This window comes from Mycobacterium sp. NGS16, from assembly GCF_059813225.1.
Genome location: NZ_JCALEE010000010.1, coordinates 1 through 25,442 on the forward strand (window position 1 = coordinate 1; position 25,442 = coordinate 25,442).

Consider the following 25,442-nt stretch of genomic DNA (forward strand, 5'->3'; position numbering starts at 1 on the left):
GTCCCCGCACCACTGCTGGCCCAGCTGGTCACCCACGGTGCCACCGTCAAACCGCTGCGCGACCCGGCCGATCTGCCGGCCGAACCGCACTACCGGCCCTCAACAGCGCTGGCCGCCTTCGTCCGGGCCCGCGACCTCACCTGCCGATTCCCCGGCTGCGACCAGCCCGCCACCGTCTGCGACATCGACCACGCCATCGCCTACCCGATCGGGCCGACCCACCCCGCCAACCTGCGCTGCCTCTGCCGAAAACACCACCTACTCAAAACCTTCTGGACCGGCCCCACAGGCTGGCACGACACCCAACACCCCAACGGCACAATAAACTGGACCAGCCCCACCGGCCACACCTACACCACCCGACCCGGCAGCACACTGCTGTTCCCCACCCTATACACACCCACCGGCACACCACCGCCACCACCGCCACCACCCGCACCAAACACCGACCGCGGCCTAATGATGCCCACCCGCACACGCACCCGAACCCAAGACCGCGCCCACCACATCAACTCCGAACGCGCCCTCAACAAAACCCCACCCTGACGGCGGGCGGGCAACTAGCTCTTGAAGGGCAGGATCTTATTGAGCTGGTCGAGCGACTTGCGCAGGTCGTGGATGAGCGCGGTGCCCCTAGCGGTCTGCGCCACGGCATAGATGCCGTCCTGGTGCTCGGCCAGCTCCGCGATGTTCTGGTAGGCCGCGCGCACGGATTCCAGCGTGCGCGCAAGCAGGTCCGTGGTGGACACGGTGTCGTTTGCTTGGGTCACGGTATGGGAGCCTATCGCTTCGCCCCCGGCGAGAGTCTGAAAACCGCGGAGCGCTCAACCTGGCAAACACCTGCGACATCCGGCGTAGTCTCTCGACAACACGACGGGGCGGGAAGGAGACGGCCGTGAAGCGCTATCTCACCGGGGGCTTGGCCGCCACGCTGGCTGCCGCCGGGCTGATGACCGGGTGGCTGGTCGCCTCGGCGCCGGTGGCCCATGCCGGTTGTCAGGACAACCCGCTGCTGTTCTTCTCCACCGCCCAGAAGTGCGACGGCCCGGTTCAGCCCGACGGTAGCTGGCAGCGCTGCGTGATCTACTACTACGAGCCGCCGAAATCGCCACCGTCGCAGCAGGACTGTCACCAGATGGGCCCGCTGGGCCGACAGTATCCGTTCCACTCGTTCTACCAGCCGGAGACGCACATCGGTCCGTAGCGGTGCTCAGTCCATCAACTGGGCGGCCACCGTCGCACCGAGTTCCCAGCACGCTTCCAATTCGGCCTTGCCGGGCTTGCCGGAGACCACCACATAGTCAGCGGCCTTCACCCACCCCAGGCCGGTCGTGATGGCGTCGACCGCACGTTCGGCGCCCTCGGTGCCTTCGTTGCCGTGCAGATACAGCCCGAAGGGCCGACCGCGGGTCGAGTCCAGGATCGGGTAGTAGCACACGTCGAAGGCGTGCTTGAGGGCGCCGCTGAGATAGCCCAGGTTGGCCGGGCTGCCCAACAGGTAGCCGTCGGCCGAGAGCATGTCGGTCGGCGACACCGCCAGCGCCGCGCGACGCACCACCTCGACTCCCTCGATCTCCGGGGTACCGGCCCCGGAGACCACCGCCTCGAACATGGCCTGGCAGTACGGCGAGGGCGTGTGGTGAACCACCAGCAGCGTCTTGCTCATCGGCTCTCCTGCAGCCGGACCGCGGTTTTCATCGCCTCCCGCGCCCGGCGACGGTCCCCGGCGTACTCATAGGCGCGGGCCAGCCGGTACCAGCGCCGCCAGTTGTCCGGGTCGGCGTCGAGTTCGGCGCGCACCGTGTGGAACAGGGCATCGGCGGCGTCGCGTTCGATACGACCCGACGGCCGTCGCGGCAACGCACTGGCGTCCAGTTCCATCCCGTCGACGGCGATCAACCGGGACAGCCGCTGGTGGGCGAGGCCGTCGCGCAGGGTGGCGATCATCGCCCACAGCCCGATGAACGGCATGATCAGCAGCGCCAGGCCCATCCCGATCGCCGGTAACGAGCCGGAGGTGATCAGCAGCACCGCGATCCGGCCCAAGAACACCAGATACATCAGCAGCGCCAGGCACATGAAGGCGATGAGCGCCTTGATCCGGGTGGCCGCCGACACTTCGACTACCTTATTTCAGGTCGAGGAGAGGCTCGATGCCGATCGTCAGACCGGGGAATTCGGCGACGCGACGTACCGCCAGCAGCACCCCGGGAACGAACGACGTCCGGTCGATGCTGTCGTGGCGAATGGTGAGCGTTTCGCCCATGGTCCCGAACAGCACCTCCTGGTGGGCGACCAGCCCGGCCAGCCGTACCGAGTGCACCGGAACACCGTCGACGTCGGCGCCCCGCGCTCCGGGCAGGCCGGTGCTGGTGGCATCGGGGTTGGGCGGCAGTCCTTTTCGGGCCTCGGCGATCAGCGCGGCGGTGCGGGTCGCGGTGCCCGAAGGCGCATCGGCCTTCTGCGGGTGGTGCAGCTCGATGACCTCTACCGATTCGAAGTACTTGGCGGCCTGGACCGCGAAGTGCATCGACAGCACCGCCCCGATGGCGAAGTTGGGTGCGATCAGCACCGACGCCCCGGGTTTGGCCGCCAACCAGGAGCGTACCTGCTCGAGCCGCTCCTGCGTGAATCCCGTGGTGCCGACCACGGCGTGAATTCCGTGGTCGATCAAGAACTTCAGATTGTCCATCACGACGTCGGGGTGGGTGAAGTCAATCACGACCTCGGTGCCGCCGTCGGTCAGCAGGCTCAGCTCGTCACCGGCGTCGATCTCGGCGGATAGGGTCAGATCCTCGGCGGCGCGCACCGCCGCAACCATCGTGGCGCCGACTTTGCCCTTGGCGCCCAGCACTGCTACCCGCATGGCTGCAACCCTAGCGGGGACGGCGAGCGCGACGAAGCCGGGCGCGGGGTCGCCGCTGTCAACACGGCAGCGCCCCTCAGGACACCTCCCGGCGGGCCTCGCCGGGCCGGTCGGCCTCGACCAGGCGTTCGGTCACGAAGCGGCACATCTGATCGAACGCCGCCCGGCTGTCCGGCAGGAACGGGAAGAGCGCCGGGAAGGCGTGCAGTTCACGCGCCCACACCTCAAGGCGGCTGGGCCGGCCCAGTTGCGCCAGCGCGGCGTGCAGGCGTTCTGCATCGCAGCGCAGGATCTCCGACTCGGCAGCGAGCAGCAGCGCCGGTGGCATCGTGTCCAACCGGCCGTTGATCGGCGACAGCGCGTGGCGCATGCTCGGCGACGGGCACACCAGATCAACGATGTCGGGCAGCACCGCCGGAATGCCGAAGGCGTCGGCGGTCCGGTTCGAGTGGGTGCTGCGCGCGACACCGTCGAGCTCCAGCAGCGCCGAGATCCCGATCACCCCGGCCGGAGCGGGCAGGCCCCGTTGTTGACCGGTCAGCGCGGTCGCGAACGCCAGGAACCCACCGGCGGAGTCACCCACCAGCACCGTTTTGGCCGGGTCGGCGCCAAGACCGAGCAGCCACCGGTAGGCGCCGACACAATCGTCCACCGAACCGTCCACCGTCACCTGCGGATACTGCCGGTAATCGACGTGGACGACCGGCAGCCGGGTGCGGCGGGCGAGCTTGGCCACCACATGCAGATGGGTGTCCAGGCCGCCGGTGACGAAGCCGCCGCCGTGGAAATACAGGATGACGCCGTCGCGGAACGCCTCGCCGAGGGGCCGGCCGCGATCAGCCGCCCGCACGACCTCGACCGGGACGGCGGCGGCCTCACCGCGGGTGAAGCTCACCCCCAGGAACGGCCGCACCCGCTGCAGCTTGGCCAGGGTGTTGATCCGACGGCCCATCGTCGTCATCCGGCCGGCGACGGTTCCGGTGCCGGCGTGCAGCACCAGGCGCCGCACCAGGCGCGGGGTGATGGCATGGGCGACCGCGTAGATCAGCTTGGCGGGAAGACTTGCAGGATGTATCGAACCGGCTCCGGGCATCCGGGAAGTCTAGGGGGACAGCTGAGCGGGCGCCGTGATTCGTCGAAATCGACTGGAAGTTAACGCCAATTCGCTCACGCGTCGATGACGATCCGGCCGCCGTTGGCCCGGGAGACGCAGACGAGCATCTCGTCGTCGCCCTCCGCGGTGCGCCCGCGCCGGTCGACATCACCGGAGACCACCTTGACTTTGCAGGTACCGCAGAACCCCTGCCGGCACGAGCATGCCGTCGTCGGGTCGGCGTCGAGCATCACATCCAGGGCCGAACGGTCCGCCGGGACCTGCAGCAGCCGCCGCGACCGGGCGAGCTCCAGCTCGAAGGGCAGGCCGTCCACCACCGGCGGCGGACTGAACCGCTCGTAGTGCAGCGGCGCATCGGCATGTTGGTCACGGGTGGTGCGCACCGCTTCGAGCATGGCGGGCGGGCCGCACACATAGACCGCGGTCTGCGGACCGGCGCCGGCCAGCAGTTCGTCGGTGCCGGCGAACCGCCCGTGCTCGTCGTCGGCCCACACCGTGACCCGCTCGGGATCGACTCCCAGTACCTCGTCGAGCAGCGGCATGTCGGCCCGACTGCGGCCGGCATAGACCGCGCGCCAATCGATTCCGCGTTGCGCCGCCTCGCGCAGCATCGGCAGCATCGGGGTCACCCCGATGCCGCCGATGACGAACAGCACGTCGCTCTCACCGGTGCCGAGATAGAACGCGTTACGCGGGCCCTCGAACACCAAGGTGTCGCCCACCGCGTAGGACTCGTGCATCTCCACCGAGCCGCCGCCGCCGTCGTCGAGCCGCCGCACCGCGATGCGGTACTCGGTGCGCCGCCCCGGCACACCGCACAGCGAGTACTGTCGGCGACGCCCCGACGGCAGCTGGACATCGATGTGACCGCCCGGGGTCCAGGACGGCAGCAGCCCACGAGGGTCTGCGATCGTCAGGGCCACCACGTCGTCCGTGAGCATCTCGCGCTTGGTGACGACCGCGGTGATGGTCCGTGAGACCGGGGCGACCCGCGACGGCTTCCAGCGCGACAGCCCCGAGACCCCGCCGAACAGCGTGACCGCCATCCACAGCATGTTGTAGAAGCGATCGTGTTTGCGCCGGCCGTAGAGGTCAGCAGGCCGGGAACTCCAGATCCTTTGCGGCATATCAGCTCTGCCGAGACTCGGGTGCGCCGGCATTGTCGGCCACAGCCCGCTCCACCCAGTCGGCGGTGTGCCGGGCGATCATCTCGGGCCGGTCGGTCACCACCCAGTGCCCACCGTCGATGTCCAGCACCCGGTGCCGGGGCGGGATCGAGCCGGTGAACCGCTGCAAGGCGGGGCTGACGAACAGGTCCAGCCGCGGTGCAAGCACCTGCACGGCGACCTCGGTGACCGGAAGCGGCGCGGACGGCTTTAAAAACGGTCGCGGCATGTTGGCCCGGTAGAGGTTGAGTCCGTTGACGTAGTCGTTCTCGCCGCGGTGCGTGGCCCGCCGCTGACCGCCGGAGCGGCCGATGCGCTCCAGGGTGTCGATGAGTTTGCCGCCGAATCCGGACCGGAACAGCGCCTCGGGCAATCGGGGGGTCAAAAACAGCCAGATGTAGGACGACTCCAGCAACTGTCGAATCACATCCACGACCGCCCGCAGGTTGCGCGGTGACCGCAGGAACCGGCCGGCGTAATCCAGGTGGGGCCCGGAAATCGAGGTGTAGGAAGCGATTTTGGAGGCGACACACGGGTCGGTGACCGCCGCCCAGCCCTGGATCGATCCCCAGTCGTGGCCCAGCAGGTGAACCTGCTCCACGCCGAGGTGGGCGATCACCGCGCCGACGTCGGCGGTCAGTTGAGGAAGCCGGTAACCGGACCTGTCCGCCGGTGCCGCAGACGCACCCGCGCCGCGCACGTCGTAGGCGACGACGTTGTAGCGGCCGGTGTCGGCGAGCGCCTCGGCCACGCCGTCCCAGACGTGGTGATTGTCCGGATAGCCGTGGATCGCCAGGATCGTCGGCCGCTGCGGGTCCACGTCGGTGTAGGTATGCACCGCCAGTGTGACACCGTCGGATGCGGTCAGAGTGGTCATGGGGCCTCTTCTTCCGGTGGTCAATGCGTGGCGCGGGCGGCGGGGGAAACTGCGAGGTAGTTGACCGCCTTCTCCACCCCGCCCAGTTGCGCCGGGTGAAAGCCCGGCCGGTAGTAGGAGGCGATGGCGGGCAAGAATTCAAACGGGGCGGGCACCAGGCCGCGACGCGCCACCGCGAACCAGTCCCGCCAGCGCGGCTTGGTTCCCGGTGGCAGCTGCGGGTCCACCTTGTACATGAACCGCAGCCCGCGCACCCACAGCAACAGCATCAGCGGGGTGACGGCCAGCTGGGTGCGAACCTGCCGGAGATATCCGGCCCGCAGGTGCTTCATCACGTCGAAGGCCACGGCCTTGTGCTCGACCTCTTCGGCGCCGTGCCAGCGCAGCATGTCCAGCATCGCCGGATGCGCCCCGACCGCATCCAGCGCCGGGCTGTCGAGCACCCACTCCCCCAGAATCGCCGTGTAGTGCTCGACGGCGGCCACCAGCGCCACCCGTTCCAACAGCCAGCGCTGCTGGCGGCGCTTGCTCCAGTGCGGCCGGTCCCCGAGCAGGCGAGCGAACAGCCATTTGATCTGGCCGGTGAACGGCGACATGTCGACGCCGCGCGCGGCCAGGTGGTCGACGACGCCGGCGTGCGCCTGGGAGTGGGTGGCCTCCTGCCCGATGAATCCCTGCACGTCGAGGCGCAGTTGGTCGTCCTTGATCAGCGGCAGCGCCTGCTTGAACACCTCGACGAAGAACTCCTCGCCGGCGGGCAGTAGCAGGTGCAGCACGTTGCAGAAGTGGGTGGCGAAGGGTTCCCCGGGTACGTAGTGCACCGGCAGGTCCGACCAGTCGAAGTCGACGTCCCGGGCCTGCAGGACGATCCGCTCGTGGTCCAGCGCTCCGTCGTGTGGGCCGGCCGCGCTGTCGTCAACCTTGAGCATGTCAACCCCCATTTACAAAGAGCTAGCTTTTGTCTTTGTCGTGGACAGATGATTCGCCAGGGTACAACGATACCACCGGTACCGGCTAGATCGACATCCTCGCCGAATTTGCACCGGCGTCAATACCTCAAACCGGCCATCACGTCAACATGAGCGATCATTAACTTTTTTGTAAACGTCTCGTTGCGGCCGTTAAGACTTCGTTAACCAGCTTGGAAGTCGGGGCGGCTGTCGGGAAACGTGGCTCCCATAAGGGCCGACTCCACCAAGAAGCTGGCCCTTTTCCATGTCTGCTGCCGTATTTGAGGAGAGCCCTGTTGTCGTTCGTAACCGCACATCCTGAGGCGATGGCAACCGCCGCCAATTGTTTGTCGAGCACCGGAGTCGCGCTCGCGGCCCAAAACGCGGCGGCGGCGGTCCCGACAACCGCAGTGGTGCCGCCGGCCGCCGACGAGGTCTCGGCGATGCTCGCCGCGCGATTCGCCGTCCAAGCGCAGCAGTACCACCAGATCAGCGCGCAAGCCGCAGCTATTCACGAGACGTTTGTGGCCACCCTCAACGGCGGCGCGAACGCCTACGCCACCGCCGAGGCCGCCAACGCGATCGCGGCCGGATAAGGCAGGAGACACAGCAGTGGATTTCGCAGCGCTCCCGCCGGAAGTCAACTCCGGTCGCATGTACGCCGGCCCTGGTTCAGGGTCGCTGCTGGCCGCCTCGGCGGCCTGGGATGAGTTGGCCGCCGAACTGCACACCGCGGCGGCAAGCTACCGGTCGGTGGTCACGGAGCTGACCAGTGGCCCCTGGCTGGGACCGGCATCGACGAAGATGGCCGCCGCGGCCGCACCGTATGCCACCTGGCTCAGCGCCACCGCTGAGCAAGCCGAGCAGACCAGCGCCCAGGCCAAGGCCGCGGCCGCGGCGCATGCGAGCGCGTTCGCGATGACTGTTCCGCCGGCGGTGATCGCCGCCAACCGCATGCAGTTGGCGACGCTGGTCGCAACGAACTTCTTCGGCCAGAACGCCCCGGCGATCGCCGCCACCGAGGCCCTCTACGGCGAGATGTGGGCCCAAGACGCGTCCGCGATGTACAGCTACGGCGCTGCCGCCGAGGCCGCGTCGCAGATGACACCGTTCAGCACCCCGCCCCAGACGGCCGACGCGGGCGGCGTGGCCGCGGAAGGCGTTTCGGCCACCGATGCGCTCGGGGAGGCGGCCACCGACGTGGCTGGGGACGCGGCCGGCCAGGCCTCCTCGTCCCTCCCGCAGACGATGCAGGGCTTGCCGAGCACGCTGCCGTCCCCAGCCGAAGCGCTCGCAGCAGACGGCCTGGCGCTTCCACCCATTTTCAGCGACCTGTCGACGCTGGGCGCCGCCCCGGTCTCGACCATGATGAGCAGCGCCATCATCGCCGCGTTCATCCCCGAATACCTGATCGCCGCCGCCGATCTCCCGTCGCCCTTCGGCCTGGCGGAAGCAGCCCCGGCCGCCATCGCGGCCGGCCTGCCGTTGGGCCTGACGCCGACGCTGGCCCCTGCGGGCCTGACATCGGCAACATCGGCGGCCTCGGCGGCGATCGGCAACGCGGCCTCGGTCAGCGGCCTGTCGGTTCCCAGGGCCTGGGCCACCGCAGCCCCGGAGATGCGGCTCGCCGCCGCTGAGTTCCCGATGGCCAACCTGGTCGCGACCGAACGCGCCGGCGGGATGTTCAGCGGCATGCCGCTGTTCGGCGGTGCTCCGCTGATGGCGATGGATGGGCGCGGCGGCGCCGGCTCACGAAATCACAAGGCATCCGAAGAGGACGCAAAACGGAAGGCAGTCAAGGGCCGACGGTCCACCATGTGGTGAGCGGATCAACCCGACGCCAGCGCCGCGACGATGTCGGCGGCCGGGCCCGGGCGGGCGGTCCGGTAGGCGGTCCCGGCCCACAGGCTGGTGCCGTGCGGGTCGTCCACCGCCACCGCCGCCGCCCGGATCGGTGTGGTCATGTGGTTGATCTCGGGGTATCCCACCGGCGCCACGTTGTCGAGGGTCCGGGTGAAGTCGTTTTCCAGTCCGCGCGCGTAGCGGCCGGAGAACGCACACGTCACCGTGGTGTTGCTGAATTCCGGATTCGTCAGCGCCGCACGGTGCGTCGGATTGGTGCCCGCCTCATCCGAGAGCAGCAGTGCGGTACCGACCTGCGCGGCCACCGCACCTCGTCCCAGCACGCCGGCGACGTCGGCGGCGGTGCCCAGGCCACCGGCCGCTACCAGCGGGACGTCGCGGTGGGCATGGCTGATCTCGGCCAGCAGCTCCTCGAGAGGTTCGCTGCCGGGGCGCACATCGGGCGCGAAAGTACCGCGATGACCGCCGGCGCGGGGGCCCTGCACCACCAGGGCATCGGCGCCGTGCGCCACCGCGACGCCGGCCTCATAAGCCGAGGTCACCGTGACCACGGTCAGGATGCGTAGCGCACGCAGCTTCGCCAGGTCCTCCGGCGCCGGCGTCCCGAACGTGAACGACACCACGGTGGGCCGCAGGTCGGCGATCACGTCGAACTTCTCCGGCCAGCAGTCGTCGTCGCCGAAGCGGGGCCGGCCCAATTCGACGCCGTAGTGCTCGGCCAGTGGTTCCAGCAGGTCGGCATACTCGTCGAGCAGCACCAGATCGGCGTCGCTGGGTTGCGGCACAAACAGATTGGCCCCGATCGGGCCGGCGGTGGCGCTGCGGGCGGCGGTGATGTCGTCGGCCAGTTGTTGCGGGGTACGGTAGCCGCCCGCGACGAATCCCAGCCCGCCCGCCTGCGACACCGCGGCCGCCAGCGCCGGTGTGCTGGGACCGCCGGCCATCGGCGCACCGACCAGGGGGACCGCGAGTTCGGAGAAGCTGAAAGCCATTCCCCTACCCTGCCATCAACCGGCCAGCGCCCGCAGCCGGCGGGGCAGCGCCCCTTTCGACCGGTAGGGGCCCAGTACCGCCACCCCGTAGGGGCCGCGCAACAGTCGGTGCGCCACCGCGTTGACCTCTTCGACGGTGACTGCGTTCAGCTCCCGCAGCGTGCGGGAGATGGGACGGTAGCGTCCGTAGTTCAATTCGGTACGACCCAACCGGTGCATCCGCGAACCCGAATCCTCCAGGCCCAGAAGCAATCCGCCGCGTAACGAACCTTTCGCGATCCGGCACTCTTCAGCACTGATGCCGTCACGCGCAACCGAGTCGAGGACTTCGGCGGTCACCGCCGCCACTTCGGCGAATCGCTCCGGCTGGCAGGCGGTGTAGACCGACAGGGCGCCCGCATCGGCGAAGGTGTCCACCGACGAGTAGATCGAGTACGCCAACCCGCGGGACTCCCGAACCTGTTGAAACAACCGCGAACTCAATCCCCCACCGAGAGCCGTGTTCAGCACCGCCAGGGCCTGACGGTGCGGCCAGTACCGCCCCGGGGCGCGCACCCCCAGCGACATGTGGGTCTGGTCGGCGTCACGGTTGACCACGGTCAGCCCGGGAGTGCCCGGCACCCGGGCGGTGCCGCGCCGCGGCGGGGCAGGCTTCTCGCCTCGAATCAGGCGATGCCCGAAGTGTTCTCGCACCAGCGCCACTACGGTGTCGTGATCGACATTGCCGGCCACCGCCACCACCATGCGCTCCGGGGTGTAGCGACGCTGGTGAAACGAGCGCAGCTGGGCGCGGGTCATCGCCGTCACCGATTCGACGTTGCCGATCACCGGCCGTCCGATCGGATGCTCGCCGAACAGCGTCGACAAGAACACATCACCCAGCGCGTCCTCGGGATCGTCGTCGCGCATCGCGAGTTCCTCGAGCACCACGTCGCGTTCGAGGTCGACATCGGCGGCCGCGCAGGACCCGTTGAGCACCACATCGCTGACCAGCGCGACGGCCAGCTCCAGATCGGTGTCGAGCACATGGGCGTAGTAGCAGGTGTGCTCCTTGCCGGTGAAGGCGTTGAGCTCACCGCCGACGGCGTCCATGGCCTGCGCTATGCCGGCCGCCGTGCGAGTCGGGGTGGCCTTGAACAGCAGGTGCTCCAGGAAGTGCGCCGCCCCGGCCACCGTGGCGCCCTCGTCGCGTGATCCGACGCCGACCCAGACGCCCACCGATGCCGAACGGACCCCTGGGAGGTACTCGGTGACCACCCGCAGTCCGCCCGACAGCGTGGTGCGTCGCAGTGTGGCGCGCGCGATGTCAGCTCTCGGTGGCTGCGGCATCGGCAGGCTCAGTCGACCCCGCTTCTTGGGTCGCGGCGTCCGCTGCATCCTCGACGGGCACCAGCGAGATCTTGCCGCGGTTGTCGATGTCGGCGATCTCCACCCGCAGCTTGTCGCCGACCTTGACGACGTCCTCGACCTTCGCCACGCGCTTGCCCTTGCCGAGCTTGGAGATGTGCACCAGCCCGTCGCGGCCCGGCAGCAGCGAGATGAACGCGCCGAAGTCGGTGGTCTTGACCACGGTGCCCAGGAATCGCTCGCCGATCTTGGGCAGCTGCGGGTTGGCGATCGCGTTGATCTTGTCGATCGCGGCCTGCGCCGAGGGGCCGTCGGTGGCGCCGACGAACACGGTGCCGTCGTCCTCGATGGAGATCTGGGCGCCGGTCTCCTCGGTGATCGAGTTGATCATCTTGCCCTTGGGGCCGATCACCTCACCGATCTTGTCCACCGGAACCTTGATCGTGGTGACCCGCGGCGCGTACGGGCTCATCTCGTCGGGGGCGTCGATGGCCTCGGCCATCACCTCCAGGATGGTCAGCCGCGCCTCCTTGGCCTGGCTCAGCGCACCGGCGAGCACCTTGGACGGGATGCCGTCGAGCTTGGTGTCCAGCTGCAGCGCGGTGACGAAGTCCTTGGTGCCGGCGACCTTGAAGTCCATGTCGCCGAACGCGTCCTCGGCACCGAGGATGTCGGTGAGCGCGACGAAGCGGCGCTCGGTCTTGCCGTCCACCTCGACATCGTCGGAGACCAGGCCCATCGCGATACCGGCGACCGGAGCCTTCAGCGGCACACCGGCGTTGAGCAGTGCCAGCGTGGACGCGCAGACCGATCCCATCGAGGTGGATCCGTTGGAGCCCAGGGCTTCCGATACCTGCCGGATGGCGTAGGGGAACTCCTCGACGCTCGGCAGCACCGGAACCAGGGCCCGCTCGGCCAAGGCGCCGTGGCCGATCTCGCGGCGCTTGGGCGAACCGACCCGGCCGGTCTCACCGGTGGAGTACGGCGGGAAGTTGTAGTGGTGCATGTAGCGCTTGGAGGTCTCCGGCCCCAGCGAGTCGATCTGCTGCGCCATCTTCATCATGTCCAGCGTGGTCACCCCGAGGATCTGGGTCTCGCCACGCTCGAACAGTGCGCTGCCGTGCGCCCGGGGCACCACCGCCACCTCGGCGGAGAGGGCCCGGATGTCGGTGATACCGCGGCCGTCGATGCGGAAGTGGTCGGTCAGGATGCGCTGGCGCACCAGCTTTTTGGTCAGGCTGCGGTAGGCCGCACTGATCTCCTTCTCGCGGCCCTCGTAGGTCTCGGCCAGGCGCGTCAGCACCTCGGCCTTGATCTCCTCGGTCCGCTCGTCGCGCTCGGCCTTGCCGGCGATGGTCAGCGCCTTGGCCAGCTCGTCGGTGGCGACGGAGGCCACCGCGTAGTAGACGTCCTCGCCGTAGGCGGGGAACAGCGGGTAGTCGCTGGTCGGCTTCCCGGCCGCGTCGGCCAGCTCCTGCTGGGCTTTGCACAGCGCCGCGATGAACGGCTTGGCCGCCTCCATGCCCTCGGCCACCACGGCCTCCGTCGGCGCCTGCGCACCGGCTTCGATCAGCTCGATGACGTTCTCGGTGGCCTCGGCCTCGACCATCATGATCGCCACGTCACCGTCATCGAGGACACGGCCGGCCAGCACCATGTCGAACACCGCGCGCTCGAGCTGCTCGACGGTGGGGAACGCCACCCAGCTGCCGTCGATCAGCGCCACCCGCGCCGCCCCGACCGGGCCGGAGAACGGCAGCCCGGCCAGCTGCGTGGACGCCGAGGCGGCGTTGATCGCCACCACGTCGTAGAGGTCCCGGGGGTCCAGGCTCAGCACGGTCACCACGACCTGGATCTCGTTGCGCAGGCCCTCGACGAACGACGGGCGCAGCGGGCGGTCGGTGAGCCGGCAGGTCAGGATCGCGTCGGTGGACGGCCGGCCCTCGCGACGGAAGAAGGAGCCCGGGATGCGCCCGGCGGCATACATCCGCTCCTCGACGTCGACGGTGAGCGGGAAGAAGTCGAAGTGCTCCTTGGGAGCCTTGCTGGCGGTGGTCGCCGACAGCAGCATGGTCTCGTCGTCGAGGTAGGCCACGACACTGCCGGCCGCCTGCTGGGCCAACCGGCCGGTCTCGAAGCGGATGGTGCGGGTGCCGAAGCTCCCGTTGTCGATGGTGGCGGTGGACTCGAAAACGCCTTCTTCAATTTCAATGGCAGACATGGACGCCGTGCGGCCTTCCTGGTTCGTTTCAGCTGTTTCGCAACGCCAGACGTGGACCAGCGAAGAACCTGGATGCGGCTACGGTCGTCGATCGAAGCGGCCGGATCCTTGAAATCGCAGACCCGGCTGCCACTACCGAAGACCGCCCGACTCAGGTCTGGCCGATCGTGGGAACATGTCCCGTCGTGACGTGCCGGAGTGGCGCGCGCGGACTGCGTACGCCACACCGGTGTCCGGGCGCAAGGCCCGGAACGGTATCACTCTACACGGCGACGGTTATCGCCGGTTGTCAGCGACGCAGGCCCAGGCGCTCGATGAGCGAGCGGTAACGCGCCACATCGATCTGGGCGAGGTACTTGAGCAGGCGACGCCGCCGGCCGACCAGCAGCAGCAGGCCGCGCCGGGAGTGGTGGTCGTGCTTGTGGGTCTTGAGGTGTTCGGTGAGGTCGACGATCCGCTTGGTCAGCAGCGCGACCTGCGCCTCGGGCGATCCGGTGTCGGTCTCGTGCAGACCGTAGTTGCCCAGGATCTCTTTTTTCTGCTCGGCGGTCAGCGCCACGAAAACATCTCCATCAATGTCGTCCCGCGAAAGGTGATTACGGCGGCCGCCGCGGACTGCAGCACGCCGAGCGGGAAGTCTAGCAGCGCTGTGGCGGCCGAACCCAATCGAGCTGCCGGTCAGTCTTCGGCGAGCAGAGTGCGGGTCTTCTCGACGTCGGTGTTCATCACCGCCACCAGGTCCGCCACCGAGTCGAACTTCTCCTGACCGCGGATCCGGCTGACGAAGTCGACGGCGACCCGCTGACCGTACAGGTCGGCGGTTTGATCGAGGATGAACGCCTCGACGGTGCGGGCCCGCCCGGAGAAGGTCGGATTGGTGCCGACCGACACCGCGGCCCGGCAGCGTTGACCGGCGACGACGGTGCCGGGCACCGGGCCGTGTCCCAGCACGGTGAACCACGCGGCATACACCCCGTCGGCCGGGATCGCCGCGTAGGCCGACGGCGCCACGTTGGCGGTCGGAAAGCCCAGGTTCTTCCCGCGGCCGTCGCCGCGCACCACCAGGCCCTCCACCCGGTGTGGCCGGCCCAGGGCCTCGGCGGCGGCCACGACGTCGCCGGCGTCCACGCACGACCGGATGTAGGTCGAGGAGAAGGTGACCGACTGGGCCGGGTCGGTGTCGGCGCGCTCAGCCACCAGCGACACCGACTGCACCGCGAAACCGAACTGCTCGCCGGCGCGGCGCAGCGTCTCGACGTTGCCGGCCGCCTTGCGGCCGAAGGTGAAGTTCTCCCCCACCACGACCTCGACCACGTGCAGGTGCTCGACCAAGAGCTCGTGGACGTAGCGGTCCGGGGTGAGCTTCATGAAGTCGGAGGTGAACGGAATCACCAGGAACACGTCCACGCCGGCCTCTTCGACCAGCTCGGCGCGGCGCGCCAACGTGGTGAGCTGCGCGGGGTGATTGCCGGGGTAGACCACCTCCATCGGGTGCGGGTCGAAGGTCATCAGCACCGTCGGCACCCCGCGGGCCTTGCCGGCCTTCACCGCATGTGCGATCAGTTCGGCATGGCCGCGGTGCACACCGTCGAACACGCCGATGGTGAGCACGCACCTGCCCCAGTCTGTGGGGATCTCGTCCTGCCCCCGCCACCGCTGCACAACCGCAAGCCTAAACTGTTGGCTGTGAGCCCTTGGGAGCAGTCGGATGGCCTGACCACCGTCGCCCAGGACTATCTGAAAGTCATCTGGACCGCGCAGGAATGGTCACCCGACAAGGTCAGCACCAAGATGCTGGCGGAGAAAATCGGTGTCTCGGCCAGCACCGCCTCGGAATCCATCCGCAAACTCGCCGAGGCGGGCCTGGTGGATCACGAGAAGTACGGCGCGGTGACGCTCACCGACCAGGGACGCCGCGCCGCGCTGGGCATGGTGCGCCGGCACCGGCTGATCGAGACGTTTCTGGTGCGCGAACTCGGCTACAGCTGGGACGAGGTGCACGACGAAGCCGAGGTGCTTGAGCATGCGGTCTCCGATCAGCTGGTGGCGCGGATCGACGCCAAGCTGGGATTCCCGCAGCGCGACCCGCACGGCGACCCGATTCCGGCCGCCGACGGACAGGTGCCCACTCCCCCGGCCCGCCAACTGTGGGCGTGCGCCGACGGCGACACCGGCACGGTGGCCCGTATCTCCGACAACGACCCGGAGATGCTGCGCTACTTTGCCCAGGTGGGTATCAGCCTCGATGCCCGGGTGCGGGTGCTGACTCGCCGCGACTTCGCCGGGATCATCTCGGTGGTGCTGGATTCCCCCGCGGGCGCCGACGGCGAGCAGGCCACGATTGACCTGGGAAGCCCTGCCGCGCAGGCAATTTGGGTGGTATGACCGTCACCTCACGTGGCCGGCGAGCTGACCTGCGGTTCCGAAGAGTTCTTGCTGCCAGCGCGCGACGAGTTCGGTGGTGTCGATCTGGTCGGGGTGAAAGTCCCGCTTGTTGAACGGCCGCATGTCGGAGTAGAAGCCCTTCCACATCGGATTGCGCAGCATCTGCACCGTCTCCTTGAGGATCCGGAACGGTTGACGGCGGCCCTCGACGTCGGTGGTGGCGATCGAGAGCCAGGTGAACAGCACCAGGATCGGGATTCCGCAGTTCTGCGCGAAGCGCATCCACCGGATGCGGGTCGACTCGGGAACGCCGATGGCCCGGTAGACGTCGAAAACGACCGACTTATGTTCGAGCTCTTCCAGCGCATGCCAGTTCAGCAGATTGCGGATCTCGGGGTCGTACATCATCGCCTGGACCTCGGGGCGTTTGAGGATGTTCTCTGCCCACACCGCGGTGAAATGTTCTGCGGCCACTGTGAACCCGAGGAAGAAGTGGCGAAGTCGCCGCAGCCGGTCCGGGCTGGGATACTGCTTGTCGAGGAACTTCTCCATGCGCTCGGTGCTGCCCAGCAGGTACTCGAACCATGCGGTCGGATATCCCATCGCCGCCAGTTGTTCGTTGAGCTCGCGGTGCTGCAACCCGTGCGTCTTCTCCTGTCCGATGAAGCCGGTCACCCGCTTCTTCAGGTCGGGGTCGTCGATGACATCGACGTAGCGGCGCACCGAACGCACGAAGATGTCCTCGCCCGGCGGGAAGATCGCGGACAGGATCGCCACCAGGTGGCTGAACACGATGCTGCCATCCGCGAAATACCTGTTCGCATCGGGGTGAGCAGCGAAACCGAACTTCATCCGCCGCACCGTCGGGACCGTCATCACATTCGCCATGCCGGCAACGCTAAGCCGGTGGGCGTGACTAGTGAATGAGCGAACCGGACACGGATTTGATCGATTCGGACATCCGGCCGCGATGCCGGCTGGGCGGCGTACCGCCACTCCACCGAAGGAACGCGCGGGTGAACGCGGCGGCTTCGGAGTACCCCAGTTGCCGCGCGGTCTCCTCGACGGTGAGACCCGATCCGAGCAGCGTCGCCGCAAGGGTCGCGCGGACCTCGTCTACCAAGGCTCGGTAACTGGTGTGTTCGGCGGCCAGCCGGCGATGCAGGGTGCGTTCGGTGATGCCCAACTCGGCGGCGATCGTGGCCATCGACGGCAAGGCTCCGGGATCGCGAACCAACCTGCCCCGGACGCGGGCGGCGATCCCCCGACGCTGACGGCGGGTCTGCAGCAACTCCTCACACTGCTGTGCACACGCCTCGGCGGTGGCAGGGTCGGCTGCCGGCATCGCCAGGGCCAGCACATCGGCCGGGATCCTCAATGCGCTGCGCGCCGACGACGTATCGAACTCGACCGTCACCCTGGGGAGATCGATTCGTTCCGTGGGAAATTCGATACCAGGAAGTTCGACCTTGACCTCGATGTCGGATTCGAGCTGACTGAGCAGCAGCGGCACCATGGTGGTCAGTGCGAACAGGTCACGTGCCAGCAGGAAGCTCCGGACGTCGGCCGGGACCGCGCTGTCGTCGAATTCGATGACCACCCCGTCGGCGGCGTCATGCCGGCTCAGCCGGAGAAACGTCGATGACAGGGTCGCGTAGCGGCAGGCGATGTTCACCGCATCACCCAACGTCGGACTCGCCAGCAAGGCGTACCCGAACACCCCCATATTCGCGAAGTTGTACTGGAGTCCGACATCGCAGGCGAATTCATGCGGATCATCGACGCACGCGAGGACGTTGCGCACGATACCCAGCTCCTGGCCGGCCTGGACTTCCGTTGCACTGTCCTCGATGTCCGCCACGCTCAGGCCGGTTCCGGCCAGGCAAGCCGCCACGTCGATGCCGTGCAGCCGGGCGGCCTCTAGCAGATGCCTGCAAGTCGCCGAGGGTCGCGGAATATCCCAATCCGCCTGCGCGGCACCGCCTATCGCCACATGTCCGAATGTATCAAATCTAGCTCAGCAAGCCTTTGGCGATATGGGTGACCTGCACCTCATTGCTGCCGGCGTAGATCATCAGCGATTTGGCGTCGCGGGCCAGTTGTTCCACCCGGTATTCGGCCATGTAGCCGTTGCCGCCGAACAGCTGCACCGCCTCCATCGCCACCTCGGTGGCCGCCTCCGATGAGTACAGCTTCATCGCCGACGCCTCGGCCAGTGACGGCATCTTTCCCGCCCGCACCTTTTCCAGCGTCTGAAACACCATGTTCTGCACGTTGATCCGGGCCACCTCCATCTTGGCCAGCTTGAGTTGGATCAGCTGGAACTGCCCGATGTTCTGGCCCCACAGCGTGCGGGTCTTGGCGTAGTCGACACACAGCCGGTGGCATTCGTTGATGATGCCCAGTGACATCAGCGCGACCCCCGCGCGTTCGGCGACGAAATTGGCCCGGGCGCTTTCTCGCCCGTCACCACCAGTGTGCTGTTCGGTCTCGCCGAGCAACCGGTCCGGCGTGAGCCGCACGTTGTCGAAAAACAACTCACCGGTCGGCGAGGACATCATGCCCATTTTCTTGAACGGCTTGCCCTGGGTCAGCCCGGGCATCCCGGCGTCGAGGACGAAGGTCAACACCGGCCGGTCGCGCCGATCAACGCCCGAGCCGTCGTCCAACTTGGCGTAGACGATCAGCACGTCGGCGTAGGGACCGTTGGTGATGAAGGTCTTCTGCCCGTTGAGGATGTAGTCGCCGGTGCCATCGGCGGCACGCCGCACATAGGTCTTCATCCCGCCGAATGCGTCCGAGCCGGCGTCCGGTTCGGTGATGGCCCAACAGGCGATCTTGTCCAGCGTCATCAGGTCGGGTAGCCAGCGCTCCTTCTGCGCCAGCGTGCCGCGGCTCATGATCGTGGCCGCACCCAGGCCGAGGCTGACCCCGACGGTGGACAGCAGCCCGATGCTGACCCCGGACAGCTCAGAGACCATGATCGCGGCCATCGAGAGCTGACCGCCGAGATCGCCCCTTGCGCCCGGGGACGCGCGGTCGGCCGCAGGCGACGCGGCGTTGGCGCGTTGCTTGTCCAGCATGTTCTTGACGGCCTCACCGGCCATCACGTCCAAACCGAACTCGCTGAACAGCTTGCGCGCGATCGGATAAGGCGCCAGCGCACCGCTTTCCAGCGCGTCCAGCTGCGGCCGGATCTCTTTGTCGATGAAGCCGCGAACGGTGTCGCGCATGATGAGGTCGGTCTCAGACCACTCGAACATAGGGGTTCTCCCGGCGTCAGTGCGGCAGCCGCGCCGCGATGTCGTCGATCTGCCAGATGCCGTCGGTCTCGATGGTCTCGGTGTCATGCCACCCGGACAGTTTCGAGATCGCCCCACCTTGCACCGCGTACACCGTGCCGGTGATCGGACACTTGTCGGTGGCCAGATAGGCCACCAACGGCGAGATGTTGGCCGGGCTGAACAAGTCCAGCTCGCCGTCCTCCGGCTCGGCCATCAGCGCCCCCATCCCGGGCGTGGCCAGGGTGAGACGCGTGCGGGCGATCGGGGCGATGGCGTTGACCCGCACCCCGTAGCGATCCAACTCCTCGGCAGCGATCAGAGTCAGGGCGGCGATTCCCGCCTTGGCCGCACCGTAATTCGCCTGACCGGCGTTGGGCAGCGTGACCCCCGACCCCGAGGCGGTGTTGATCACCGCGGCGTTGGGCTGGTCGCCGGCCTTGGATTGGGCCTTCCAGTAGGCCGCGGCGTGATGCAGCATCGCGAAATGCCCCTTGAGGTGCACGGCGATCACGGCATCCCACTGCGACTCCTGCATTCCGGGGATGAACGAATCCCGCAGGATTCCGGCGTTGTTGACCAGCACATCCAGCCGGCCGAACTCGTCGATGGCCTGCTGGACAAGGCCTTTCGCGCACGACCAGTCGGCGATGTTGTCGGTGTTGGCCACCGCCCGGCCGCCGGCTGCCACAATCTCGTCGACCACCTGCGCCGCGGTGGCAGCGTCGGCACCCTCGCCGGCATTACTTCCGCCCAGGTCGTTGACCACCACGGCGGCGCCTTCGGCGGCAAAGAGCAGGGCGTGCTCGCGCCCGATCCCGCGTCCGGCACCGGTGATCACCGCGACCCGGCCTTCCAACACACCCATGTATGGCTCCTTGCTGTTCTCTAGTCGGCGATGACGGCCAAGCCGTCGGTGATGGCCATTTCGCCGGTGCCTACCCGCGCGGTCTCGAATGCGTAGGTCGTGGCGCCGTCGCCGCGACCACTGGTCCAGATCCGGGTCTGAAGGTCGTCGCCGGGCAGCACCATCTTGGAGAACCGCACCGCGAGGCGCCGCAGCCGGTTGACATCCGAGCCGGCCACCTCGGTGAGCACCGCCCAGGAGGTGAACGCCATGGTGCACAGACCGTGCGCGATGATCCCCGGCAGTCCGGCGTCGCGGGCGACTTCCTCGTCCAGGTGAATCGGCATCGGATCACCCGCGGCCGGCCCATAACGGAACGTCTGGTCGTGGTCGATATGTTGGACGACCTTGGCCACCGGCGCCTGCTCCCGCAGCGCGTCATCGAACTTGTGGCCGGGGCTGAGGTCCCCCACCCGTCGGCCCACATTGTGGCCGCGGAAGAAACAGGTCACATACTGTTCGTTGACCAATTCGCCGGCCTCAGTGCGGCATTCGAGGTAGACGGCGGCGCGGGTGCCCTTCTCCAGGCCCTCGTAGCCGATCATCTTGCCGCGCGAGACCAGCCGATCACCGGGGCGAATCGGCCGGTGGAAGTGGAAGTCCTGCTCGCCGTGCACCACTCGTGGGATCAGTTCGACCGGGGCGACCTCGACGGTCGGCGTCAGCAACGACTCGAACACCGGGACGATCGCGAATACCGGGGGCGCCAGATCGCCGTTGCGGTGCGCCGGGATCGGATCATTGGTCGCCTCGGCATAACAGACGATCCGCTCCCGGGTGACCTCGAAGCGGTCCTCGTCGGTCCACTTGTTCAGCCCGGCGTCGTCGAATTCCAGCTCGTCGGCCATCTCAGGCCGCTGCTGCCAGCGCCTCAAGCTGCGCGAGCGTCTTGTCGAGTTGCTTGGCGCCGTCTTTCTCCACCGCCTTCCCCAGCGCGCCCTTGATCAGCGCACCCTCGAAGTCGCCGGCCACGCTGAACACCGAGCCGTCGCCGTCGGGGCTGACCGTGAAGTCGAACCGGCACTTCACCCCCGCCATGCCGGTGCCCGACAACGTCAGGCTGCTTCCGGCACTCCCCTTTTCGGAGACCTTCTCGACCGTCCACTCGATCTTGTTCGCCATCCCGAGCATGACGATCTTGGCGGTCAGCGTCGAACCCGGCTCCAGCGCAGCCGGTGGCTCGGTGAGCCACTTCTCGTGGATGGTGAACCACTTGTCCCAGCTGGACAGATCGCTGATGGTGTCCCACAACGCGTTCGGGCTGACGGCCAGGTTCTTGGTGGCTTCGATGTGTCCCATGGGGTGTTCTCCTCGGCTCTCGGTGGGCTAGCGCTCGGCGCGCTGGTAGGCGGTGACCACGGCGGCGCCACCGAGGCCGATGTTGTGTTGCAGGGCGGCGGTGACGCCCGGCACCTGGCGCTGGTCGGCCTCCCCCCGCAGCTGCCAGGTCAACTCCGAGCACTGCGCCAGCCCGGTGGCCCCCAGCGGATGCCCCTTGGAGATCAAGCCGCCCGAGGGGTTGACCACCCAGCGTCCGCCGTAGGTGGTGTCGCCGTCGTCGATCAACTTGGGCGCCTCCCCTTCGGCGCAGAGCCCCAGCGCTTCGTAGAGCAGCAGCTCGTTCGCCGAGAAGCAGTCGTGCAGCTCGATCACCTGGAAGTCCTCCGGTCCGAGGCCCGACTGCCGGTAGACCCGTTGTGCAGCTTGCACATTCATGTCGTAGCCGATCAGGTTCTTGGCGGTGCCGTCGAAGGTGGAGGCGAAGTCGGTGGTCATCGCCTGCCCGACGATCTCCACGGCCCGCCCGGCCAGGCCGTGCTTGTCGACGAACCCCTCGCTGGCCAGGATCGCCGCCCCCGAGCCATCCGAGGTCGGCGAGCACTGCAGCTTGGTCAGCGGGTCATAGATCATCCGGGAGCCCAGGATGTCCTCGAGGGTGTATTCGTCCTGGAACTGGGCGTAGGGGTTGTTCACCGAATGCTTGTGGTTCTTGTAGCCGATCTTGGCGAAATGCTCGGCGGTGGAACCGTATTGCTTGATGTGCTCGCGGCCCGCGGCGCCGAACATCCACGGCGCCACCGGGAACAGCACCTCGGAGATCTCGGCCAGCGCCAGCACATGCTTTTCCATCGGCTGGGCACGGTCGTCATAGGTGGACTCCAGCGAGCCGGGCTTCATCTTCTCGAAGCCCAGCGCGATGGTGCAGTCGGCCAGCCCGCCGCGGATCGCCTGGGCGGCAAGGTAGAGCGCGGTCGAACCGGTCGAACAGTTGTTGTTGACGTTGACCACCGGGATCCCGGTCAGCCCCAGCTCGTACAGCGCCCGCTGCCCGGAGGTGGACTCACCGTAGACGTAACCGACGTAGCCCTGCTCCACCTCGCGGTAGTCGATCCCGGCGTCGGTCAGCGCCTTGGTGCCGGATTCGCGGGCCATGTCCGGGTAGTCCCACGCCGACCCGTCGTCGTTGTGACGCCGGCCCGGCTTCTCGAACTTCGTCATCCCGACGCCGATCACATACACCCTGTTCGCCATGGTTCTCCTCCACATCCCGCCAGGTGGCTAAAAACATACAGACGTGATTGCATCTTTACAAGGGCGCGCAGCGGGCCACGCCCGGCGGGCCACGCCGCCGGCCCAGCGATATCAGTGGGGGTACGGCAAGACGCCGGTGGCGACCTGACGCAGGTGTACGCACGCCCGATCCCAGCGCCGCCGGGCGCGCTGCGGGTCGTCGTCGACGAAGTTCGACACCAGGATGCCGCGCAGTGCGTCCATCGCGGTGTAGACGACGTTGCGGATCTCTTTTTGGGCGGGGTGTCCGGGCATCAGCTGGGCGATCGCGGCGACCAGGGTCCCGTTGACGACGGCTTCCACCCGCTCGATGTGCTGTGCGAGGACCCGGTCGGTGCGGGCGGCGACCCAGAGTTCCACGGTCGCAATGAACATCGGCCCCTGGTGGGCTTCCCACAGGAAGTCCAGGGCTGTTGCCACCGGGTCCGGGATGGACCGGACCTGGCCGAGTTCGCGGATGGCGGCCTGGGTGCGCTGCTGGGCCAGGTGTTCGACGGCGGCGACGACGAGATCTTCTTTCGACCGGAAGTGGTGGATCTGGGCGCCCCGGGTGACGCCGGCCAGTTCGGCGATACGCGGCGTGGTGGTGCCGGAGTAGCCGTAGCTCACCAGGCAGTCGATGGTGGCATCGAGCAGTCGAGTCCGCATCGCGGCGCTGCGCTCCGCCTGGGTGCGGCGCGCCGCCGGTGCACTCCCGCTCGCAGCCATCCCAGCACCTCCACGATTCGGCGTCCGACTCCCAACTCGCGCGTCAGCATAACGTCAGGGGGGCACGTTTACATACGCTCACGCTGGCATGTAACTCTGCGGCGACGCTCCCACAGCATGGGATCGGCTCGCCCCGGGTCCGCCCGCCTAGACCAACTGCCGCGGGATCTCCCGGCTCCAGTCCTGGGCGTAGACCCGGCGGCGGCCGTGCAGCTCATCGAACTCGTAGGCGTCTAGTTGCGCGGTCACGATGAAGCTTTCGGCGGTCGAGGACAGCACGGTCGAGGTGGTGATCTCGACGTTCCAATCGTCGCGCCGGAAGCCGTTGAGCGTGCGGGTCTCGCCGCACGCCGAGGTCGGGTCGTTGCCTTGAAAGCTGAACGACTCGGCGGTGTTGCGCCGCACCGCCGTTGCGGTTTCGTCGATGATCTCCTCACCCTGATCGTTGCCGATGTGCAGGGCGGTGATACCGGTGGCCAGGTCCCGGGCGATACGCCAGTAATGGTCGCCGGGCCGTACCTGCGTGGTGGCCAGCGGCGGTGCCGACTGGGCCGGGCCGAACGGCGGCAGCTGTGCGTCCTCGTCGTCACGTCGCGGCCGCACCGGCAGCGACAGCGTGCTGCGCCCGGTGGACACGGTCAGCATGACCGGTTCCGGAGCGGGCCACACCAGCGGGAAATAGGAGCTGGACAGCGACAACCGCAGCCGGTGCCCCGCCGGGAACACCTGCGCCATCCCGTTGAGCTTGACCCGCACCCGGTAGCGCTGCCCCGGCGTCAGCGGCTGGGGGTCGGCACTGCCGTCGCGGTGGGTGAGGTTCAGCAGGCCGTAGGTCACCCGAGTCGCCTCGCCGTTGGGTGCCACGTCGGACAGCCGGGCGGCAACCATCGCGACCGGCTTGTCGGCGGCGATCTCCAGGTCAAGTCGGGGCAGCCCGAGCACCTCGACCGGCTCGGCGAGCGGTTCGGTGTCGAACACCAGCGCGCCGCCGTCCCCGTCGCGTTGGTCGGTGGGCAGGTCCGGTGTCGCCGCGTAGGAGGCCCACTTCCCCGCCGACAGCCCTGCGCTGAGCGGCGAGCACACCGAGAGCTGTTCAGCTGCCGCATCATCGCGCTGTGCTGCCAGGCCGTGGCGGGTGAGCGTGTAGCAATAGTCCACGGTGTGCGGGCTGGGCCAGCTCGGCTCGCCCACCCACCTTCCCGGGCGCTGTTCATAGGCCGGGTTGGGCGGAACACTGTCCTGCATCCAGGCCCGCAGCATCGGCTCGTCCATGATCCCGTTGTCGATTCCCTTGAGCCAGTGGTCGAACCAGCGCACCGTCTCCTGCAGGAAGCCGATCGCCGGCCCCGGCACCCCGAGGTGGGGATATTTGTGGCCCCACGGGCCGATCAGGCCCTTGCGGGGAACGTCGAGATTCTCCAGCAACCGGAAGATGGCGTTGGTGTAGCCGTCGGCCCAACCGCCCACCGCGAACACCGGGCACGTCACGGCGCCGTAGTCCTCGTTGACCGAGGCCCGTTTCCAGTAGTGGTCACGGTGCTGGTGTTCCAGCCACTTTTCCACCCACAGGCCGCTGCCCTCCAGACGCTGCCGCCACATCTGGCGCCAGCGGTCCCCGACGATCGCCGGATCCGGCGGCAGGCTGTTGTAGGCGAACATCACCGTGGCCTCCGACAGGTTGTCCGACAGCAGGCAGCCGCCCATGTAGTGCATGTTGTCCACATAGAGGTCGTCAGTGGCCGAGGCACTGATGATCGCTTTGAGGGCGGGCGGGCGGCGGGCCGCGATGTGCAGGCTGTTGAAGCCGCCCCAGGAGATCCCCATCATCCCGACATTGCCGTCGCACCAAGGCTGTTCGGCCAGCCATGCGATCACCGTGCAGGCATCGTCTTGTTCGGCGGGCAGGTACTCATCGGCCAGTACCCCGTCGGAGTCGCCACTGCCGCGCAGATCCACCCGCACACAGGCATACCCGTGACCGGCGATATAGGGATGGTTCAACGCGTCCCGGTAGCGGGTGTCATCACGCTTGCGGTACGGCAGGTACTCCAGCACAGCCGGCACCGGTGTCTGCTCGGCGTCCACCGGCAGCCAGATGCGTGCGGCCAGCCGGGCGCCGTCTGCCATGGTGATGAAGGTGTTCTCGATCGTGCGGACGTGATGGGGAAAGGACGTGATCGTCTCCAACGGTCCT

27 protein-coding genes are annotated in these 25,442 nt (G+C 67.9%); 5 read left to right on the plus strand and 22 right to left on the minus strand.

The window, feature by feature from the left end; all coding sequences use genetic code 11:
* Positions 1-546: HNH endonuclease signature motif containing protein (locus AC5Y4Q_RS18450; RefSeq protein WP_499959898.1), on the plus strand; the 546-nt coding region annotated here is incomplete at its 5' end.
* A gap of 14 nt (positions 547-560) precedes the next feature.
* Here AC5Y4Q_RS18450 and AC5Y4Q_RS18455 read toward each other — a convergent pair.
* Positions 561-770 carry a hypothetical protein gene (locus AC5Y4Q_RS18455; RefSeq protein ID WP_234786516.1) on the minus strand — a complete coding sequence of 70 codons (210 nt, stop codon included), beginning with the start codon at positions 768-770 and terminating at the stop codon, positions 561-563.
* A gap of 125 nt (positions 771-895) precedes the next feature.
* Between AC5Y4Q_RS18455 and AC5Y4Q_RS18460 the strand changes: the two genes are divergently transcribed.
* Positions 896-1,204, plus strand: coding sequence for a CDGP domain-containing protein (locus tag AC5Y4Q_RS18460; RefSeq protein ID WP_064921547.1), 309 nt, complete (start codon positions 896-898; stop codon positions 1,202-1,204).
* A gap of 6 nt (positions 1,205-1,210) precedes the next feature.
* On the opposite strand, the gene AC5Y4Q_RS18465 is transcribed toward AC5Y4Q_RS18460, so the two are convergent.
* The 7 genes from AC5Y4Q_RS18465 to AC5Y4Q_RS18495 form a co-directional block, all read right to left on the minus strand.
* Positions 1,211-1,666 (minus strand): flavodoxin family protein, encoded by a 456-nt coding sequence (locus tag AC5Y4Q_RS18465; protein ID WP_064921548.1) that lies wholly within the window; start codon positions 1,664-1,666, stop codon positions 1,211-1,213.
* The gene (locus AC5Y4Q_RS18470; RefSeq protein WP_064921549.1) at positions 1,663-2,118 is read right to left on the minus strand and encodes a tetratricopeptide repeat protein; all 456 of its coding nucleotides are present in this window, start codon (positions 2,116-2,118) and stop codon (positions 1,663-1,665) included. The genes AC5Y4Q_RS18465 and AC5Y4Q_RS18470 overlap by 4 nt, the downstream gene beginning before the upstream one ends.
* Before the next feature lie 10 nt (positions 2,119-2,128).
* Positions 2,129-2,866 carry a 4-hydroxy-tetrahydrodipicolinate reductase gene (dapB, locus tag AC5Y4Q_RS18475; RefSeq protein ID WP_499959901.1) on the minus strand — a complete coding sequence of 246 codons (738 nt, stop codon included), beginning with the start codon at positions 2,864-2,866 and terminating at the stop codon, positions 2,129-2,131.
* Positions 2,867-2,942: 76 nt separating this feature from the next.
* Complete coding sequence (locus tag AC5Y4Q_RS18480) at positions 2,943-3,959, minus strand: alpha/beta hydrolase (RefSeq protein WP_064921551.1); 1,017 nt, start codon at positions 3,957-3,959, stop codon at positions 2,943-2,945.
* Between the two features lie 74 nt (positions 3,960-4,033).
* Positions 4,034-5,107 (minus strand): PDR/VanB family oxidoreductase, encoded by a 1,074-nt coding sequence (locus AC5Y4Q_RS18485; protein WP_064921552.1) that lies wholly within the window; start codon positions 5,105-5,107, stop codon positions 4,034-4,036.
* A 1-nt stretch (position 5,108) separates the two neighbouring features.
* A complete protein-coding gene (locus AC5Y4Q_RS18490; RefSeq protein ID WP_499959904.1) occupies positions 5,109-6,023 on the minus strand; it encodes an alpha/beta fold hydrolase in 915 nt (304 codons plus the stop codon).
* Positions 6,024-6,043: 20 nt separating this feature from the next.
* Complete coding sequence (locus tag AC5Y4Q_RS18495; protein WP_064921554.1) at positions 6,044-6,952, minus strand: metal-dependent hydrolase; 909 nt, start codon at positions 6,950-6,952, stop codon at positions 6,044-6,046.
* Between the two features lie 317 nt (positions 6,953-7,269).
* On the opposite strand from AC5Y4Q_RS18495, the gene AC5Y4Q_RS18500 reads away from it, so the two are divergent.
* A complete protein-coding gene (locus tag AC5Y4Q_RS18500; RefSeq protein ID WP_064921555.1) occupies positions 7,270-7,569 on the plus strand; it encodes a PE family protein in 300 nt (99 codons plus the stop codon).
* 16 nt (positions 7,570-7,585) lie between these two features.
* Positions 7,586-8,797 carry a PPE family protein gene (locus AC5Y4Q_RS18505; RefSeq protein WP_499959906.1) on the plus strand — a complete coding sequence of 404 codons (1,212 nt, stop codon included), beginning with the start codon at positions 7,586-7,588 and terminating at the stop codon, positions 8,795-8,797.
* A 5-nt stretch (positions 8,798-8,802) separates the two neighbouring features.
* Here AC5Y4Q_RS18505 and AC5Y4Q_RS18510 read toward each other — a convergent pair whose 3' ends face one another.
* From AC5Y4Q_RS18510 to AC5Y4Q_RS18530, 5 genes are all read right to left on the minus strand, one after another.
* Entirely contained in the window at positions 8,803-9,828 is a 1,026-nt protein-coding gene (locus tag AC5Y4Q_RS18510) for a nitronate monooxygenase (protein ID WP_499959908.1), read from the minus strand.
* Between the two features lie 15 nt (positions 9,829-9,843).
* Positions 9,844-11,157, minus strand: coding sequence for a M16 family metallopeptidase (locus tag AC5Y4Q_RS18515; protein ID WP_499959910.1), 1,314 nt, complete (start codon positions 11,155-11,157; stop codon positions 9,844-9,846).
* Complete coding sequence (locus AC5Y4Q_RS18520; protein WP_499959912.1) at positions 11,135-13,396, minus strand: polyribonucleotide nucleotidyltransferase; 2,262 nt, start codon at positions 13,394-13,396, stop codon at positions 11,135-11,137. Before AC5Y4Q_RS18520 ends, AC5Y4Q_RS18515 begins: the two co-directional genes overlap by 23 nt.
* 289 nt (positions 13,397-13,685) lie before the next feature.
* The gene (rpsO, locus tag AC5Y4Q_RS18525; RefSeq protein WP_064921560.1) at positions 13,686-13,955 is read right to left on the minus strand and encodes a 30S ribosomal protein S15; all 270 of its coding nucleotides are present in this window, start codon (positions 13,953-13,955) and stop codon (positions 13,686-13,688) included.
* A 119-nt stretch (positions 13,956-14,074) separates the two neighbouring features.
* The gene (locus AC5Y4Q_RS18530; RefSeq protein ID WP_125225630.1) at positions 14,075-15,058 is read right to left on the minus strand and encodes a bifunctional riboflavin kinase/FAD synthetase; all 984 of its coding nucleotides are present in this window, start codon (positions 15,056-15,058) and stop codon (positions 14,075-14,077) included.
* Positions 15,059-15,082: 24 nt separating this feature from the next.
* On the opposite strand from AC5Y4Q_RS18530, the gene mntR reads away from it, so the two are divergent.
* Positions 15,083-15,781 carry a manganese-binding transcriptional regulator MntR gene (gene mntR / locus AC5Y4Q_RS18535; RefSeq protein ID WP_499959914.1) on the plus strand — a complete coding sequence of 233 codons (699 nt, stop codon included), beginning with the start codon at positions 15,083-15,085 and terminating at the stop codon, positions 15,779-15,781.
* A 3-nt stretch (positions 15,782-15,784) separates the two neighbouring features.
* On the opposite strand, the gene AC5Y4Q_RS18540 is transcribed toward mntR, so the two are convergent.
* The 9 genes from AC5Y4Q_RS18540 to AC5Y4Q_RS18580 all read right to left on the minus strand — a co-directional run bounded on the left by AC5Y4Q_RS18540 (position 15,785) and on the right by AC5Y4Q_RS18580 (position 25,435).
* Positions 15,785-16,669, minus strand: coding sequence for a metal-dependent hydrolase (locus AC5Y4Q_RS18540; protein ID WP_235663965.1), 885 nt, complete (start codon positions 16,667-16,669; stop codon positions 15,785-15,787).
* A gap of 28 nt (positions 16,670-16,697) precedes the next feature.
* Positions 16,698-17,774, minus strand: a complete 1,077-nt coding sequence (locus tag AC5Y4Q_RS18545) for an AraC family transcriptional regulator (protein WP_499959917.1) — start codon at positions 17,772-17,774, stop codon at positions 16,698-16,700.
* Between the two features lie 19 nt (positions 17,775-17,793).
* Entirely contained in the window at positions 17,794-19,044 is a 1,251-nt protein-coding gene (locus AC5Y4Q_RS18550; protein ID WP_064921564.1) for an acyl-CoA dehydrogenase family protein, read from the minus strand.
* 16 nt (positions 19,045-19,060) lie between these two features.
* A complete protein-coding gene (locus tag AC5Y4Q_RS18555) occupies positions 19,061-19,930 on the minus strand; it encodes an SDR family oxidoreductase (protein WP_064921565.1) in 870 nt (289 codons plus the stop codon).
* A gap of 20 nt (positions 19,931-19,950) precedes the next feature.
* The gene (locus AC5Y4Q_RS18560; protein ID WP_064921566.1) at positions 19,951-20,817 is read right to left on the minus strand and encodes a MaoC/PaaZ C-terminal domain-containing protein; all 867 of its coding nucleotides are present in this window, start codon (positions 20,815-20,817) and stop codon (positions 19,951-19,953) included.
* 1 nt (position 20,818) lies between these two features.
* Positions 20,819-21,268, minus strand: coding sequence for a type II toxin-antitoxin system Rv0910 family toxin (locus tag AC5Y4Q_RS18565; RefSeq protein WP_064921567.1), 450 nt, complete (start codon positions 21,266-21,268; stop codon positions 20,819-20,821).
* A gap of 27 nt (positions 21,269-21,295) precedes the next feature.
* On the minus strand, positions 21,296-22,501 hold the full coding sequence (locus AC5Y4Q_RS18570) for a lipid-transfer protein (protein ID WP_064921568.1): 1,206 nt from the start codon (positions 22,499-22,501) through the stop codon (positions 21,296-21,298).
* Positions 22,502-22,612: 111 nt separating this feature from the next.
* Positions 22,613-23,248: a TetR/AcrR family transcriptional regulator gene (locus tag AC5Y4Q_RS18575; RefSeq protein ID WP_064921569.1), complete on the minus strand. Its 636-nt coding sequence runs from the start codon at positions 23,246-23,248 to the stop codon at positions 22,613-22,615.
* A 147-nt stretch (positions 23,249-23,395) separates the two neighbouring features.
* Complete coding sequence (locus AC5Y4Q_RS18580) at positions 23,396-25,435, minus strand: CocE/NonD family hydrolase (protein WP_499959921.1); 2,040 nt, start codon at positions 25,433-25,435, stop codon at positions 23,396-23,398.
* Positions 25,436-25,442 lie beyond the last annotated feature (7 nt).

Coding starts and splice junctions, on each gene's coding strand:
- AC5Y4Q_RS18465 (WP_064921548.1), bottom strand. CDS start 1,666: ATGAGCAAGACGCTGCTGGTGGTTCACCACACGCCCTCGCCGTACTGC.
- dapB (WP_499959901.1), bottom strand. CDS start 2,866: ATGCGGGTAGCAGTGCTGGGCGCCAAGGGCAAAGTCGGCGCCACGATG.
- AC5Y4Q_RS18480 (WP_064921551.1), bottom strand. CDS start 3,959: ATGCCCGGAGCCGGTTCGATACATCCTGCAAGTCTTCCCGCCAAGCTG.
- AC5Y4Q_RS18485 (WP_064921552.1), bottom strand. CDS start 5,107: ATGCCGCAAAGGATCTGGAGTTCCCGGCCTGCTGACCTCTACGGCCGG.
- AC5Y4Q_RS18490 (WP_499959904.1), bottom strand. CDS start 6,023: ATGACCACTCTGACCGCATCCGACGGTGTCACACTGGCGGTGCATACC.
- AC5Y4Q_RS18495 (WP_064921554.1), bottom strand. CDS start 6,952: ATGCTCAAGGTTGACGACAGCGCGGCCGGCCCACACGACGGAGCGCTG.
- AC5Y4Q_RS18510 (WP_499959908.1), bottom strand. CDS start 9,828: ATGGCTTTCAGCTTCTCCGAACTCGCGGTCCCCCTGGTCGGTGCGCCG.
- AC5Y4Q_RS18515 (WP_499959910.1), bottom strand. CDS start 11,157: ATGCCGCAGCCACCGAGAGCTGACATCGCGCGCGCCACACTGCGACGC.
- AC5Y4Q_RS18520 (WP_499959912.1), bottom strand. CDS start 13,396: ATGTCTGCCATTGAAATTGAAGAAGGCGTTTTCGAGTCCACCGCCACC.
- AC5Y4Q_RS18540 (WP_235663965.1), bottom strand. CDS start 16,669: ATGGCGAATGTGATGACGGTCCCGACGGTGCGGCGGATGAAGTTCGGT.
- AC5Y4Q_RS18550 (WP_064921564.1), bottom strand. CDS start 19,044: ATGTTCGAGTGGTCTGAGACCGACCTCATCATGCGCGACACCGTTCGC.
- AC5Y4Q_RS18555 (WP_064921565.1), bottom strand. CDS start 19,930: ATGGGTGTGTTGGAAGGCCGGGTCGCGGTGATCACCGGTGCCGGACGC.
- AC5Y4Q_RS18560 (WP_064921566.1), bottom strand. CDS start 20,817: ATGGCCGACGAGCTGGAATTCGACGACGCCGGGCTGAACAAGTGGACC.
- AC5Y4Q_RS18565 (WP_064921567.1), bottom strand. CDS start 21,268: ATGGGACACATCGAAGCCACCAAGAACCTGGCCGTCAGCCCGAACGCG.
- AC5Y4Q_RS18570 (WP_064921568.1), bottom strand. CDS start 22,501: ATGGCGAACAGGGTGTATGTGATCGGCGTCGGGATGACGAAGTTCGAG.
- AC5Y4Q_RS18575 (WP_064921569.1), bottom strand. CDS start 23,248: ATGGCTGCGAGCGGGAGTGCACCGGCGGCGCGCCGCACCCAGGCGGAG.